This is a genomic window from Acinetobacter sp. NBRC 100985 (assembly GCF_000241225.1).
GTDB classification, from domain to species: Bacteria; Pseudomonadota; Gammaproteobacteria; order Pseudomonadales; family Moraxellaceae; genus Acinetobacter; species Acinetobacter venetianus.
This window is the reverse complement of the sequence record NZ_BAEB01000021.1, coordinates 209096-224590: the sequence shown is the minus strand read 5'-3', so window position 1 is coordinate 224590 and position 15495 is coordinate 209096. Positions and strand designations below refer to the sequence as shown.

The window sequence follows — 15495 nt, the reverse complement described above, 5'->3', positions numbered from 1 at the left end:
TTTCCCTCCTTAAAGGAGGGAAACTTAGAGGATGGTAGAGCTTTACTTAATACGCTTCATTTTCACTACGAAGAACTTCAACCAATTGAGTGAAATCCTCTGGCCACGGTGCTTCAAACATCATTTCTTCGCCAGTGCGTGGATGTACTAGACCAAGCTTAGCGGCATGTAGTGCTTGACGTTTAAAGCTACGCAGCATATCGGTTAGTTTTTCTGAAGCGCCTGCTGGAAAACGAACGCGATTCACATAAACAGGATCACCAACTAAACCATGACCTAAATAACTAAAATGCACACGAATCTGGTGTGTACGGCCAGTTTCAAGCTGCGCTTGAATACGGGTAAAGTCACGGAAGCGTTCTTTGACATTATAGTGTGTTACCGCATCACGCCCACCCGGTAAAATCGCCATTTTAACGCGGTCAACTGGATGACGTTTGATTGGTTCATCAATCGTTCCGCCTGCAATGATATTACCGTAGGCAATCAAATCATAAACGCGATAAACCGTTTTCTTTGCCAATTGTTTACTCAATGAAAATTGAGCTTCCAGATTTTTAGCAACGACCAATAAGCCACTGGTGTCTTTATCAATACGATGAACAAGTCCAGCTCGTGATAGCTCAGCCAGTTTTGGCGCGTGATAAAGTAGGGCGTTCACTAAAGTTCCCGTTGGATTGCCGGCACCTGGATGAACAACCATCCCTACTTCTTTATTGATCACAATAATATCGTCGTCTTCATAGACAATATTGAGCGGGATATTTTCAGGCTGACTCGATGTTTGTGCTTCAAGCTCAACATCTAGGGTTAATACTTCATTACCTTCACAACGGTACTTTGGCTTAACCGTGTTACCATTTACCAACAGATGACCGTCTTTCATCCACTGTTTAAGTTTCTCACGAGAAAACTCACTCCAGACGAGTGCTGCGACCTGATCAATACGTTGACCTAAATAGTCTTCATCAAGTTGAATTTGCAACGATAAACGTGTTGCAGTTGAGTCAGAATTATGATTATCTGCATCGACAGAATCTTCAAGTAAGAAATCTGTTTCAGAGATGTTTGAATTGGAAGATTGTGCTGAAGTCATTTGATGATCGGTACAAAAGTGGTTTAATAGCACCATTGTAGCTCATTGCCCAGAATAACAGAGGAGTTTTTATGTCGCTACCACGTTATAAAATTACGATGCTTGCGCTTTCTTTAGGTGTAGCATCTGCATTTGTGGGCTGTAGCAGCAATCCAAGCAAAAAAGAAGTGGTTGATAAAGGACCGCAATCAAGCGAACAGGTTTATTTTGATAAAGCACAAAAATCGCTTGATCGTAATCAATATACTGATGCCGTGAAATCGCTAGAAGCTTTAGATACTTACTATCCTACTGGACAATATACGCAACAAGCGCAACTTGAACTTCTCTACGCTAAATTCAAACAAAAAGATTATGAAGGTGCAATTGCACTAGCTGATCGTTTCATTCGCTTAAATCCGCAACATCCAAATGTTGACTATGCTTACTATGTTCGCGGCGTTGCGAACATGGAAATGAACTACGACAGCCTAATTCGCTACACATCTTTACAACAATCACATCGTGATGTCAGTTATATCAAAGTTGCCTATCAAAACTTTGTTGACCTCATTCGTCGTTTCCCAAGTAGCCAATATTCTGTTGACGCAGCGCAACGCATGAAATTTATTGGCCAAGAACTTGCTGAAAATGAAATGAATGCCGCACGATTCAATATTCAGCGTAAAGCATGGTTAGCTGCTGCTGAGCGTGCGCAATGGGTGATTGAACATTACCCTCAAACACCACAAACACCAGAAGCGTTAGCAACTTTAGCTTACAGCTATCAAAAACTTGGTGATCAAGCGACTTCTCAACAATATATCGAGATTTTAAAACTCAATTACCCACATTTGGTTAAATCAAATGGTGAAGTGAATTTACGCGCTGCACGTAAAGAAGGTAGCTGGATTAACCGTGCAACATTAGGTTTATTAGGACGCGAGTCTAAAACTGTTGATGCTAAAAATGTCGAAGCAACGAGTGAAACTGAACAGCGTAGCTTAACCAATCGCCTCACTTTAGGCTTATTCGACAAACCTGAATCTGAGAAAACAGCAACAGAGCCAGTTGCAGCACCAGAAACACCGACTCAGGAAAAGAGCTGGACGAATCGTCTAAGCTTTGGATTATTAGATAAACCTGAACAACAAAATACAACTGAGGAAGATGCTGCAAACTAATTTGCAATCATCTGATACAGCAAACAGGCAAGTCTCCCTTGCCTGTTTTTTATTTTATGCAACAATGGTTCCTGACATTTTTGCACTGTAATAATGTCTTAGTCTTACTCCTGTCTGAAATGGTTTAACGCACATGGCAATTCCACAGCATACGATTGATCAAATATTAGATCGAACCGACATTGTCGATTTGATTGGTCAACGTGTGAAGTTAAAAAAGACTGGACGAACTTATTCTGGTTGTTGCCCATTTCATCAAGAAAAAACACCATCTTTTCATGTTTATCGAGATAAACAATATTTTCATTGCTTCGGCTGTCAGGCCAATGGCAATGCTATTCGTTTCTTAATGGATATTGATGGACGTAACTTCGTTGATGTGATGAAAGAACTGTCGAATAAGACAGGCATTGATCTCCCGAAAGACAATCACGACAATAAAAAACTCTCGTATAAACGTAGTCCACAACCACCTGTAACACAAGATAAGACAACTGAGCTTAATCCTCCGACTCAAGAGCCGATGGATGATCATTTCATCGACATGGATCGTTTTATAGATGATCCTTTTGCCCAGTTCGATCCATCATTTATGATTGATGAAAATGTACAGGAAGGAAACCTATATGACTTACTGGAAAATGTTGCGCAATTTTATGAGCGTCAACTGCCCAATAGTCAAAAAGGACAGAATTATTTCAAACAACGTGGTTTATCAGCTCAAACAATTCAATTTTGGCGTTTAGGTTACGCTCCTGAAGACTGGCAACATTTAGAAAAAGCCTTTCCTCAAGATATTGAAGGGTTAAAACAAATTGGTTTGATTCGATCAAGTGATAGTGGTCGAGATTTTGATTTATTACGTGACCGCGTTATTTTCCCTATTCGTGATCATAAAGGCCGCGTAGTCGGATTTGGTGGTCGTGCGCTCAATGATGAAATCAAACCCAAATATATTAACTCTCCTGATTCAGAAGTCTTCCACAAGAACCAATTACTGTATGGCTTATATGAAGGGCGTAAGCTTAAAGCCAATGATTGGCTAATGGTTGAAGGCTATATGGATGTCATCGCTTTGCAGCAGTATGGCATTAATGGCGCTGTTGCGACACTAGGAACAGCAAGTAATGCAGATCACTTAACCACACTATTTAAGCAAAACTCACGAATCACTATCGCTTTTGATGGTGATGCTGCTGGACAAAAAGCAGCACGTCGTACCTTAGAAATTGCACTGCCCTTACTCAATGATGGTCGAGAATTAAAGTTTTTTGTCCTTCCTAATGAACATGATCCTGACTCTTTAATTCGCCGTGAAGGTTTAGAAAACTTCCAAAAACTATTGCAACAAGCTCCCTTGTTATCTGATTTTGTATTTGCACATTTAACGGGACAGCATGATGTAAGCTCCCCTGAAGGCAAAAGCTTAGTTATGGGTGAATTACGAGATCTAACTGAATTACTGCCTAAACAAGGCTCATTCCGTTATCTACTCACACAATCCTTTAGAGAAAAATTAGGCTTAGGTAAACGCTTTACACCGCAAATCAGTCATGATGCTTCTTTATCTTTTAATATCCATACCAAAGATGAAGATTTTGCAATTGCGATCTTGATGCACCACCCATTTTTATATATTCATTTTGAAGAATTACGAGCCGTCATCGACCAAACTGAACTATTGGCCAAAATTTTGGCTTCATTAAATATAGTATTTGATGATTTGCCCGATGATCAGGAATTGGCAACTTATTATGTGCTGGGTGCATGTAGCAGCTATAGCCATGAAATTGCAGACATTATGCAACGAACGAATATTCAATCGCTCACACAAGCACCAGAAGTTGCAGATAAACTGGCTAAAGAATACGCACTCGGTTTACAAGAGAAGTATTTAAGATTAAAACTTAAATCACCGATTACACTGATTGAATCAAGAAATCTGCGTCAACAACTCAATGAATTGACCAAGCAAATCAGTTTACGCTTATTGTCTTAATTGTTGCTATTGTTTTGGTTTACGCTCGTGCTCAAACACATCGTGCAAATGTTGTTGCAACCATTCAAAGTAATCAGGGTTTTCAGATTTCGCAGCTTCCCTTAAAAGAATGGAAGTTGGATGCATCAATTTTTGAGTCAAACGATGTGCGAACTCATGTAAAACCTGTTCAGCTGTATGACCATGCTGTAAAGACTCTAAGGCATGATTGAGTTCCAATTGACTCATTTCTTCACTGTGCTGACGGTATGTTTGAATCGCACCACTCGCCTCTTTAACCTTTTGCTGTGTGAGTAACTGTGTCGCAAGCTGATTGACCATCACCTCTGCTTCAACCGCGGCTTGACGACGTTGCGCAAGATTCTCATCAATCACACTTTGTAAATCATCAACACCGTATAAATAAACGTTATCTAATGACTCAACTTTGGGATCAATATCGCGCGGTACAGCCAAGTCAACCATCAGCATTTGTTGATAGCGACGCTTTTTTAATGCAGATTTGACATCACTATATCCAATGACTTGATGCAAGCTCCCCGTACAACTAGAGACGACATCAGCACGATAAAGATTTTTTGCTAGCTCATTAAACGGAATGATTTCAACTTCGACTTGATGTCCAATTTCTTGGGCAAGAAGATCTGCGCGTTCACGACTACGATTACAAATCATAATCTTAGCAACACCCATCTCAGCTAAATGCTTGGCAACAAGTGTATTCATCTCACCAGCAGCAACCATCATAACTGTCAATTTTTCAGGATGGCTAAATACCTGTGATGCCAATTGAGCAACAGCATAACCCATTGAAACAGCATGGCTTCCAACTGAAGTCTCTGAACGTACTCTTTTTGCTGCATAAAAAGCATATTCAAAAACGCTGTTGAGTTCAGCAGATACCGTTTCAGCATCTTTTGATAAAGCAAGAGCGCTTTTGACCTGCCCTAAAATTTGCGGTTCACCCAGCATCAATGAGTCTAAACCACTCGCTACTCGCATCAAGTGCGTAATAGCCTGCGCATTTTCGTAACGATAAACATGATGAATTAACTGTTTTACATCAATATTATTCACTTGGGCTAGCCAACTGAGAATGCAATCGGCATCTTCAGTCATGGCGTAAACTTCGGTGCGGTTGCATGTAGAAACGACAACCATGTCTTTTAAAGCAGGATTTTGTCGTTGTTCAAGCAATAGCTCAGCTAATCGCTCTGCATTAAAAGCGATTTTTTCTCGAAGTTCGACAGAAGCTGTTTGATGGTTGACACCCAATGCAAAGAAAGACATATCAGATCATCATTTCGCTAAATTTATGTTATTGTGCAACATCGGTGTCATAAAAAGCATTACTTTGGATCAATAAAAATTGCGTCAGCTATATCGCCGTAAACATTTTAGCGGCAAGACGATTAGACGGTATTCTACCACAATCTTGTTGTTAGGTAGCATGAGCTCTTATGCCTCTGCTCAAGCAATACACGAGATGTATGCAGACAAAAGCTTTGAAAATGCACTGCAACAAAGCATGGTAGCTGAATTTTCTCTTGCTTATGACGATATTGCAACTGCTCTGCACAATTATACTGTGCTAGCTATCCGCAGTAATTCCACAACCATTAAACAACGTGCTTTAGATATCGCATTAGAATATAACGACTTGCAAGCAGCACTAGATATCGCAACACATTGGGTTGAACAAGAGCCGACTGATGTTCCAGCCTTATTCTATTTATCTCATATTGCATTAAAAACCCATGAGTATGAACTCGCTGCAGAAACACTCGATAAAATTTTAAATATTGATCCAACTGCAGATTTAGAAGAAATTTTAGCGGGGATCGCACCAGAACAACCACAAGATCGAGATATTTTGCTTAATGCTTTACGAGCAAGTAAAGAGAAAAACAATCCGTCTATTTTGGCATTAATCGCAGGTTTGGAAGCCCAAAATGGCTTGTACGAGCAGGCATTGAACAATATCAATCGTGCACTTCGCAAACGCTCCAAATCGACCAGTTTCATTTTAATGAAAGCCAATCTATTAATTGCTTTACAAGATGATGAGGCAACTAAAGATTGGTTTGCTAAAGCAAGCCGCCGTAATAAAGATAATTTAGATATTCGCTTAGCCGAAGCGCGTTACTACATTCAGATTAATGAGCAGAAAGAAGCATTAAGTAAACTTGAAAGCATCATTAAAGACCATCCTGATGCCCAAGAAGCACTTTTTATTGCAGGCTTAACCAGTATTGATTTGAAGCAATATGAGAAAGCTGAACAATATTTAGTTGATCTACGCACATCAGCTAAATATCAAAACGAAGCTTATTATTATTTGGCGATCAATGCCCAGCGTAAACAGCATTATGAAACAGCCAAGGCATATTATCGACTTGTCGATGGCAGTCTCTATATCACCTCTCGACGCAATATGATTGCGATTTTTGATAAGCAAGATCAACTTAATGATGCGCTTCGTTTTCTAACTCAAGAGCGTGTCAATTATCCACAACATGCTAGTTTTCTATATCAAGCCCAAGCTGATATTTTAAAAAAACGAATAATAAAAAAGCGGCACTGGCATTGCTTGATGAGGCGATTAAGAATCTACCAGATGACCCTGAACTGATTTATGCAGAGGTTTTATTACTCGATCCATTCACCGATCGAGACAAACTAGATAAAACGCTTAAACAGCTTTTAATTATTGAACCTAATAGCCCAACATATCTGAACGCTTATGCATATACCTTAGCTCTGCAAAACCGCAGGCTTAAAGAAGCTCGTAAATATGCAGAACTTGCACTGGAATATGCTCCTGAACAAGCGTCAATTTTAGATACATTAGGCTATATTGCCTTTCTACAAAATGATTTTGACACCGCAGTTAAAGTGCTCGGACAAGCTTACGCATTGAGTCAAAATGTAAATATCGGCATCCGATATGCAAAAGCGTTGTATATGCAAGGCGCATTAACGCAGTTTAGCGATGTGTTACAGCAACTGAAACAAAATCATGCGAATGCCCCACAATTACAACAACTTGATAGCTTAATCTTACCTGTAACCGTAAAAAAGAGTTAAATCCATGCGTTTGTTTTCTAAATTATGCGTTGCAGTATGTAGTAGCAGCGTTCTATTCCTTTCAGGTTGTCAGCATTTCAGCCAACCCAAACAAATCCAGATTGCACCGCAATTACAAAATGAAAATAACTTTAGTCTGCAAGGCAAAATTGGTGTTCGTACACCGCAACAATCTGGCAGTGCATTTTTTACTTGGTTACAGCAGCAAGATCAGTTTGATATTGAACTCACTGGTATTTTGGGTGTTGGCAAAACTCAGATTCAAGGCAAACCAGGCGAAGTCACTCTAAATAGTGCAAAAACAGGCTTAATCACAGCGACAACCCCTGAAGAGTTACTAGAAAAAGCGACGGGCTGGCAAGCTCCAATTATGCATTTAGCTTACTGGGTTCAAGCAAAGCCAGCAACACCAAATGCTCAAGTAACAAATGATGAGCAAAACCGTCTAAAACAACTCATAGAAGATGGTTGGACGGTGGATTTTAGCTATAACGATGATCAAACATTACCCAACAAGCTCTTGCTCAAACAATCACTTGCAGAAGGTAAAGAAAACCGTATTACAATGGTTATTCAAAACCGATAATTTAGATTCTTTTTATGATTAGAGTGCCTTCCCCTGCCAAATTGAATTTATTTCTTCACATCACCGGTCGTCGTGAAAATGGGTATCATGAATTACAAACCATTTTCCAACTCATTGATTTATACGACTGGATGAATTTTGAAGCAATTGGTGATGAAGACATTCAAATCGAAGGATTAGATAACGTTCAACTTGAACAAAATTTAATTTATCGAGCTGCACAGTTACTTAAACCTCATGCAAAAAAACCATGTGGATTAAATATTCGTATTGAAAAAAATATCCCAATGGGAGCTGGACTTGGTGGCGGTTCATCGAATGCAGCCACGACTCTGATCGTACTTAATCAACTATGGGAATGTGAGCTTAGTGAACAGCAACTAGCCGATTACGGCGTAAAGCTCGGTGCTGATGTTCCGATCTTTGTTTTAGGTCGAAATGCATGGGCTGAAGGTATCGGTGAACATTTATCATTCATAGACTTAGCTCAAAAAAAATTCATAATCTTAAAACCTGACTGTTTTATCAGCACTCAACAGCTTTTTTCGCAAAAAACATTGACAAGAGATTCTAAGATCACTACATTTTGCGCCTATCAGTTACAACCTTCTAGTTTTGGAAATAACTTTGAACCTTTGGCTCGACAGTTATACTCAGAAGTAGATGAAGCAATGCGATATTTAGATCAGTTTGGTCTAGCTAAGCTTACAGGTACAGGTGCTTGTGTTTTTACTGAAGTAACCAATGAAATGGATGTAGAACAGATTTTGCAAAATGCGCCTTGTAAAGCTTACTTGGTTAACAGTCTAGCAGAATCACCTCTCAGACATTTTAAAGTTACACGTTAGGGGCGTCGCCAAGTGGTAAGGCACCGGGTTTTGATCTCGGCATCCGTTGGTTCGAATCCAGCCGCCCCTGCCAATTTTCACCTGTAGATGTATGTAATAATAGGGGCGTCGCCAAGTGGTAAGGCACCGGGTTTTGATCTCGGCATCCGTTGGTTCGAATCCAGCCGCCCCTGCCATTACATATCATCAAATCTAGGGGCGTCGCCAAGTGGTAAGGCAGCGGGTTTTGATCTCGCCATCCGTTGGTTCGAATCCAGCCGCCCCTGCCATATCTTTAAGACAGACTTGTTTTACATCGGTATTTGCTCAAATATATTGACATTATCTTGTAAAACTATTAAAGTTCTGCCGCATTAGGGGCGTCGCCAAGTGGTAAGGCACCGGGTTTTGATCTCGGCATCCGTTGGTTCGAATCCAGCCGCCCCTGCCATATAATAGATTGTTTCTAAATTACCCGTTGGAAAAACTTAAAGTTTTTCCCTTGCGCTCGGTCGAAGCAATGCTTCGCTTAACCCTCGCTCAGGTGCTTCATGCCCAATCTTGTCGTTTTCAGTGGAAGTGCTCATCCACAGTTCGCCCAAAAAGTCGTAAGCCATTTACATATTCCACTCGGTGCTGCTTCTGTAAGCAAGTTTTCTGATGGTGAAATTTCAGTTGAAATTACTGAAAATGTTCGTGGTAAAGACGTTTTTATCGTTCAATCTACTTGTGCGCCTACCAACGATAACCTAATGGAAATCTTGGTTATGGCTGATGCTTTGCGTCGCGCAAGTGCTGGTCGTATCACAGCAGTAATTCCGTATTTCGGTTATGCACGTCAAGATCGTCGTCCACGTTCTGCTCGTGTTCCAATTACTGCTAAAGTTGTTGCAGATATGCTAACAACTGTTGGGATCGACCGTGTGGTAATGATCGACTTACACGCAGACCAAATTCAAGGTTTCTTCGATATTCCAGTTGACAACATTTATGGTACGCCAGCGTTATTGGCTGACTTACGTCAACAACAACATGACAACTTGATGGTTGTTTCACCTGACGTAGGTGGTGTTGTTCGTGCGCGTGCTGTTGCAAAACAATTGGGTGATATCGATTTAGCTATCATCGATAAACGTCGCCAAAAAGCAAATGAATCTCAAGTGATGCATTTGATTGGTGATGTGAAAGATCGCGACTGTGTCATTGTTGATGACATGGTAGATACTGCAGGTACGCTTTGCAAAGCTGCTGATGCACTAAAACAATTTGGTGCTCGTCGCGTTATTGCTTATGCAACTCACCCTGTTTTATCAGGCAAAGCACTAGAAAACCTTCGTAACTCTGTCATTGATGAACTTGTTGTAACAGACACGATTCCTCTTTCAGATGAAGCTTCAAAACTCGGTAAAGTTCGCCAAGTTTCTGTTGCTAGCATGGTTGCTGAAACAATTCGTCGTATCAATAACGAAGAATCTATTAGCGCAATGTTCGATAGTTATCTATAATAGCCCAGCTTTTTTCTTAAACCCTAGCTCGCTAGGGTTTTTCTATCACTAAACTGGTCGCAAGTTTAGTTACTTAACTCTCTGAGGATATGCCCATGGCAAACTTCGTATTAAACGCTCAAGCACGTGAAGAAGCACAACAAGGGAAAGGTTCGAGCCGCCGCCTTCGTCACGCTTCTTTAATTCCAGCTATCATCTACGGTGGCAGCGCTGAGCCTGTAGCAATCACTTTAGAGCTTCGTGAAATCGTTAAAGCTTTAGAAAACAACGCTTTCTTCGAAGAAGTTATCGAAATCAAAATCGGTGACAAAGTTGAAAACGTTAAAATCCAAGCATTACAACGTCACCCAGCTAAAAACACTCCTATGCACGCTGACTTCAAACGCGCATAAGTGTTAAAGGCGTAAATTAGTGTCAAATATTTCGCTAATTGTTGGTTTGGGTAATCCTGGAAAGGAATATGCCCAAACCCGCCATAATGCAGGCTTTTGGTTCGTTGAACAGCTTGCAGATCGTTATGGTATTAATTTAAAAGCTGATCCGAAATTTCATGGATACAGTGGTCGTGGTCAAGTTGAAGGCCATGATGTTCGATTATTATTACCAACCACTTTTATGAACCGTTCTGGTCAAAGTGTTGCCCCTTACGCTAAATTCTATCAAATCGCACCGGAAGCAATTCTTATTGCTCATGATGAACTTGATATGGATCCAGGCGTTATTCGTTTAAAAACAGGTGGTGGACACGGCGGACACAATGGTCTTCGCGATATCGTTCCTCATATTGGCGCTAATTTCCATCGTCTACGTATTGGAATTGGTCATCCAGGTTCAAAAGAACGTGTTTCTGGTCATGTGCTAGGCAAAGCTCCAAGCAGTGAACAAGATTTAATGGATGCAGCAATTGATCATGCACTCTCAAAAGTGAAAATGCTTGTTGACGGACAAGTTTCACAAGCCATGAATCAAATTAATGCTTACAAACCCGCTTAAACTTAAACTGAATTGTTGATCAATCACGCTTGCTATATTGCACTTTTAAGCGCAAAATGCGCATCAAACCGCCTACACCCTGCGGAAAACGTGACAAGTCAACCATAAGATTTCCATCTTAGGTCTTACTCAGGAGACGCTAGCCATGCTATCTCGTTTATTAAAATGTAAAATTCACCGTGCAGTTGTGACACATGCAGAGCTTCATTATGAAGGTTCTTGTGCAATTGATGGTGTGTTAATGGACTTAGCAGGGATTCGTGAATACGAAGAAATCCACGTATGGAACGTAACTAACGGCAAACGCTTCACAACTTACGCAATCCGTGGTGAAGATGATTCAGGTATTATTTCAGTTAATGGTGGTGCAGCACATCAAGCTGACGTTGGTGATCTAGTGATTATTGCAACTTTTGGTGATTTCACTGAAGTTGAAGCTAATCTTCACAAACCTCGTCTTGTATATGCAAATCCAGACAATACAGTGAATCACACAGCAAACTGTATTCCTGTACAAATTGCATAAGCAAAAGATAAAATTTAAAAAGCCAGTCACGATGAACTGGCTTTTTTTATGTCTAAATAAAAGCAAACTTATAAATATTGCATGAAATTAGCTTTTATCTGTTTACGTAATCTGACTTGTAAAACAGGCATATGCTTTATTAAATAAAAAGACAATGAAGATAACTCGAAGAATATGGATATTATAACAACTCTAAGCAAAGCAACGCTTTTTGCTGAACTAGATCAATCTATTTTGTCGACATTGGCGATGCACTGTCATATTCGTCACCTACAAACCGGACAAGAACTTTATAAGGTTAATGATCAAGCTAACTACATCTACATTATTGCTTACGGCAGAGTAAAATTAGCGACACCCTCAGGTTTAGTTACCTATCTTGGGCGGAATGAAATTGTTGGTGAAATGGGCGTGATTTCTAATCAACCGCATCATGGAACTGTTAATGCATTAAGAGATACCGCTTTAGTGGTTATTCCTAAGCAACAATTCATTGAGTTTATTACCCAACATGCCAATATCTTATTTACTCTCTCTCGCTTGATTATTAGTCGCTCACAACCTGAACTACAGCATATTCATGCGATGAGTCATAGCCGCACGCTTTCAGTAATTCCTGTTTCATCTCAAATACCTGCCACACACCTAGCCGAAAAGCTGACTGAACATTTGCAACGGTGGCCACATGTTCGTCTAGTCACCGCTGCACATGTTGATGCGTTATTTGGTGAGGGCTTTAGCCAAACACCATTGGACTATAGCGTAGATGATCTTAAGCTCCGACAATGGTTAGCAAGCTTAGAGGAAAAACATTGTTATGTTCTATATGCAGCACATAACAATGAAGATGAATGGACTAAACGCTGTTTACATCAAGCAGATCGCATTCTAATCCTCGCAGAAGCCAATCAAACACCAATTCATACCAAACTGGTTGATGTACTTAATCAGCATAATTGGCAAAGTCCAATTGAATTAGTGCTATTGCGCTCTGAAGGTGATCCCTCTCCTCATACGCTTGTTTGGAAAAAGCTTTACCACGCTCGAGCACATTATTTTATTCACCCTTGGGCTCAAGCAGATATTTGTGCCGTCGCTCGACAAATTTCAAGCCAAGGCTTAGGTTTAGTGCTCGGCGGCGGTGGTGCACGGGGTTTTGCGCATATCGGTTTAATTCGCGCACTTGAACAACTGCATATTCCTATTGATATCGTTGGCGGAACCAGTATGGGCGCATTCGTTGCAGCTCTCGTTGCCTGTGGATTTGATAGTGTAGAAATGACGCATATTGCTTATGAAACCTTTGTAGCCAGAAATTATTTAAATGATTACACCATGCCGAGAGTTTCATTGATTCGAGGACAACGCTTTCATGAAAGATTGCACGCAATCTTTGGACAACGAAAAATAGAGGAGTTAAAACAAACCTTTTACTGTATCTCTACGAATCTGACAACAGGTCAAGCCATGATTCATGATCAAGGAGAGCTTGCAACGTGGGTTGGAACCAGTATGAGTGTCCCCGGTGTCGCTCCTCCTGTAGCTTGGCATGAAAATTTACTTTGTGATGGAGGCGTAATTAATAATTTACCGACTGATGTCATGCAAAATCTTGAGAGAGGAACGGTGATTGCCAGTAATGTGAGCTTACATGATGATATCCGCGTTCCCGGTATTGGTTTAGACAAACCCGATCAAAGCGCTTTATTGAATTGGAATAAAATCATTAAAGATAAACTGCTACATGCGCCAAGACTCGCCGAAATCTTAATGCGAACCGCAACACTTGCCAGCGACACCATGATTCAAACTGCTGCAATCGAACGTGCCAATTTACATATTCGAATGCCAATTGAAGGCATTGGTATGTTTGACTGGCATAAACTAGACGAACTCGTTGAACGTGGTTATGAACATGCTTTAGAGACCCTATTACCGATTAGAAATACACTCCCAACCAGTTAAACCGAAGTATGAATCTGAAAGCGATTTAATAACTCATCTAAATATTGATAGGTTTCAATATCTAATTGCCTCATGTAAACGTCCAAAATTTTGTGGCACTGTTGTTGTTTAGGAATAGGCATACGTCTCATAATATCGAATGTCACCTCCCATTGTGAGCGTAACAAAGACGCATAAGCAATATGATGCAGTACGAACTCATCAATCTGCGCAATTGCAGTCGCGACAGCCTGCCGTGCTTCATCATACATATAACTTACGATCACCAACATATCAGCCCAAAGATCACAACGATCAGCAGCCTCAACAATACTTTGAATGATCTCCACTTTTCTTAAAGCAGGTAAATTAGCGACAAAACTTTGTGCATTCGCAGATAAACATGCAACTACTGGCAGCATATCCTCCCAAAGCTGATCTTCTTGGGTGGCTTGGATAATCGCATTAATCACTACTTCCCCTTGCTGCACAGCTAAATCCCCAAGCTCCTGTTTTAGTCCATAACTGATATAACTCATCAGTGCCAAAACCTTTGGCCATATCAGCCGTTGCTCAGGGTCACCAATAATCAGTAATGCCTGTTCAATTCGCTGCTTGGGTAAGACATGAACTAAATGATCGATTTGCTCTCTCGATTCAATATAGAATGCAATTTCCAAGAGGTCACTTTCACTTTCAACAATCTGAGCAACATCTTGTAAAACCGAATCAGATAACATGCTGACAAATCGTCCCATCGTGACAAAATCACGTTGCGCCAATAACACCTTGGTAATATCAGTAATTTGATGCGTGGTTAAATAACCCAATAACTCTCTGGCTAATCGAGGATCAAGATGAACAGAAATTGCCGCTACGGTTTTCGGGGGTAAATGCTTTACAATCCGATAAGAACGCTCGGTGGATAAATACACAGCAATTTGTGCCACGATATAAGGCTGTAAAAAGTGTTTAACCATAAAAACACTAATTCCCAATGGCAGCCAATTTACCCATCCAGCCAAATGCTTAAAACGCAATTTTTGTTGATTTTGTAATCTGTCTAATATTGCAAAACGAAATTGTCTCAAGCTCTCTGGCGCAGTCTGCTGCATGAAAGCCAACTCTTGCTCTGATACATTTAAAATTCTTGCGAGCTTAATGATTTCTGCCTGTACTGCTAATCGAGTCATCGCATCTATCCATGTTATTTTTGTTTGAATAACCAACGTAAAAAGAAAGGTGTCTGGTACAAACTTTGATTCATTTTCTTTTCTTCATTTTGCATTGCTTCAGATAACTTCTGATTGAGCCATGCTAAATCACGATCTGACATTTGAGAGAATGCTTTTAGGCTCATTATCGGCCGATGTAATTGTTGTGCCAAACATTCTATTTCAGTCTTATTGTTTTGATCCATGAACCATTACTCCATGTTATTGTTGTTTTATCTAATGAGTTTATGCCCATTATTAACTGATTACTAGTTTCACAGATTAAATTAAAAAATTGATTTGGTTCGCAACATTATCGTCTTTCATAGAACGATTCATTCTACAAAAAAGTTCCCTTTCACATAATAATTATGGCTATAATCAAAGCACATCGCTTCAGGGCGGGGCGTAATTCCCCACCGGTGGTAAGTTAGGCATGACCTAATCAGCCCACGAGCCTGTATATGTTTTATATACAAGCAGATTTGGTGAGAAACCAAAGCCGACGGTATAGTCCGGATGAAAGAAGACGAAACCCCCAAAACAACTTTGGTT

13 protein-coding genes, 4 tRNA genes, 1 pseudogene and 1 riboswitch are annotated in these 15495 nt (G+C 40.3%); of the genes and pseudogenes, 14 read left to right on the top strand and 4 right to left on the bottom strand.

Annotation, left to right across the window (positions count from 1 at the left end; translation table 11 throughout):
- Positions 1–46: 46 nt before the first annotated feature.
- Positions 47–1096 carry a 23S rRNA pseudouridine(1911/1915/1917) synthase RluD gene (rluD, locus tag ACT4_RS07600; RefSeq protein ID WP_031234748.1) on the bottom strand — a complete coding sequence of 350 codons (1050 nt, stop codon included), beginning with the start codon at positions 1094–1096 and terminating at the stop codon, positions 47–49.
- A 71-nt stretch (positions 1097–1167) separates the two neighbouring features.
- On the opposite strand from rluD, the gene ACT4_RS07595 reads away from it, so the two are divergent.
- The gene (locus ACT4_RS07595; RefSeq protein WP_007481155.1) at positions 1168–2259 is read left to right on the top strand and encodes an outer membrane protein assembly factor BamD; all 1092 of its coding nucleotides are present in this window, start codon (positions 1168–1170) and stop codon (positions 2257–2259) included.
- A 133-nt stretch (positions 2260–2392) separates the two neighbouring features.
- Positions 2393–4258, top strand: coding sequence for a DNA primase (locus tag ACT4_RS07590; RefSeq protein WP_007481154.1), 1866 nt, complete (start codon positions 2393–2395; stop codon positions 4256–4258).
- A 6-nt stretch (positions 4259–4264) separates the two neighbouring features.
- On the opposite strand, the gene hemA is transcribed toward ACT4_RS07590, so the two are convergent.
- Positions 4265–5548, bottom strand: coding sequence for a glutamyl-tRNA reductase (gene hemA, locus ACT4_RS07585; protein WP_007481152.1), 1284 nt, complete (start codon positions 5546–5548; stop codon positions 4265–4267).
- 79 nt (positions 5549–5627) lie between these two features.
- On the opposite strand from hemA, the pseudogene ACT4_RS07580 reads away from it, so the two are divergent.
- From ACT4_RS07580 to ACT4_RS07525, 12 genes and pseudogenes are all read left to right on the top strand, one after another.
- Positions 5628–7345, top strand: a pseudogene (locus ACT4_RS07580) (tetratricopeptide repeat protein).
- Positions 7346–7349: 4 nt separating this feature from the next.
- Positions 7350–7931: a lipoprotein insertase outer membrane protein LolB gene (gene lolB, locus ACT4_RS07575; protein WP_007481146.1), complete on the top strand. Its 582-nt coding sequence runs from the start codon at positions 7350–7352 to the stop codon at positions 7929–7931.
- Between the two features lie 14 nt (positions 7932–7945).
- Positions 7946–8779 (top strand): 4-(cytidine 5'-diphospho)-2-C-methyl-D-erythritol kinase, encoded by an 834-nt coding sequence (ispE, locus tag ACT4_RS07570; RefSeq protein ID WP_007481144.1) that lies wholly within the window; start codon positions 7946–7948, stop codon positions 8777–8779.
- A tRNA-Gln gene (locus tag ACT4_RS07565) sits at positions 8778–8852 on the top strand. Before ispE ends, ACT4_RS07565 begins: the two co-directional genes overlap by 2 nt.
- Before the next feature lie 28 nt (positions 8853–8880).
- Positions 8881–8955, top strand: a tRNA-Gln gene (locus ACT4_RS07560).
- 18 nt (positions 8956–8973) lie between these two features.
- Positions 8974–9048 (top strand) — tRNA-Gln (locus tag ACT4_RS07555).
- Between the two features lie 86 nt (positions 9049–9134).
- A tRNA-Gln gene (locus ACT4_RS07550) sits at positions 9135–9209 on the top strand.
- Between the two features lie 100 nt (positions 9210–9309).
- Positions 9310–10263, top strand: a complete 954-nt coding sequence (locus ACT4_RS07545) for a ribose-phosphate pyrophosphokinase (RefSeq protein ID WP_004881140.1) — start codon at positions 9310–9312, stop codon at positions 10261–10263.
- Positions 10264–10358: 95 nt separating this feature from the next.
- The gene (gene rplY / locus ACT4_RS07540; RefSeq protein WP_004881142.1) at positions 10359–10655 is read left to right on the top strand and encodes a 50S ribosomal protein L25; all 297 of its coding nucleotides are present in this window, start codon (positions 10359–10361) and stop codon (positions 10653–10655) included.
- Between the two features lie 19 nt (positions 10656–10674).
- Positions 10675–11256: an aminoacyl-tRNA hydrolase gene (gene pth / locus ACT4_RS07535; protein WP_004881143.1), complete on the top strand. Its 582-nt coding sequence runs from the start codon at positions 10675–10677 to the stop codon at positions 11254–11256.
- A gap of 145 nt (positions 11257–11401) precedes the next feature.
- A complete protein-coding gene (panD, locus tag ACT4_RS07530) occupies positions 11402–11782 on the top strand; it encodes an aspartate 1-decarboxylase (RefSeq protein ID WP_004655255.1) in 381 nt (126 codons plus the stop codon).
- Positions 11783–11956: 174 nt separating this feature from the next.
- Positions 11957–13747, top strand: coding sequence for a patatin-like phospholipase family protein (locus tag ACT4_RS07525; protein ID WP_007481140.1), 1791 nt, complete (start codon positions 11957–11959; stop codon positions 13745–13747).
- On the opposite strand, the gene ACT4_RS07520 is transcribed toward ACT4_RS07525, so the two are convergent.
- Together ACT4_RS07520 and ACT4_RS07515 are read right to left on the bottom strand one after the other, a co-directional pair.
- A complete protein-coding gene (locus tag ACT4_RS07520; RefSeq protein WP_007481138.1) occupies positions 13744–14919 on the bottom strand; it encodes a hypothetical protein in 1176 nt (391 codons plus the stop codon). The two genes, ACT4_RS07525 and ACT4_RS07520, sit on opposite strands and share 4 nt — an antisense overlap.
- A 14-nt stretch (positions 14920–14933) precedes the next feature.
- Positions 14934–15146, bottom strand: coding sequence for a hypothetical protein (locus ACT4_RS07515; protein ID WP_004881146.1), 213 nt, complete (start codon positions 15144–15146; stop codon positions 14934–14936).
- A 183-nt stretch (positions 15147–15329) separates the two neighbouring features.
- Positions 15330–15475: riboswitch (FMN riboswitch) on the top strand.
- The last annotated feature ends 20 nt before the right edge of the window (positions 15476–15495 follow it).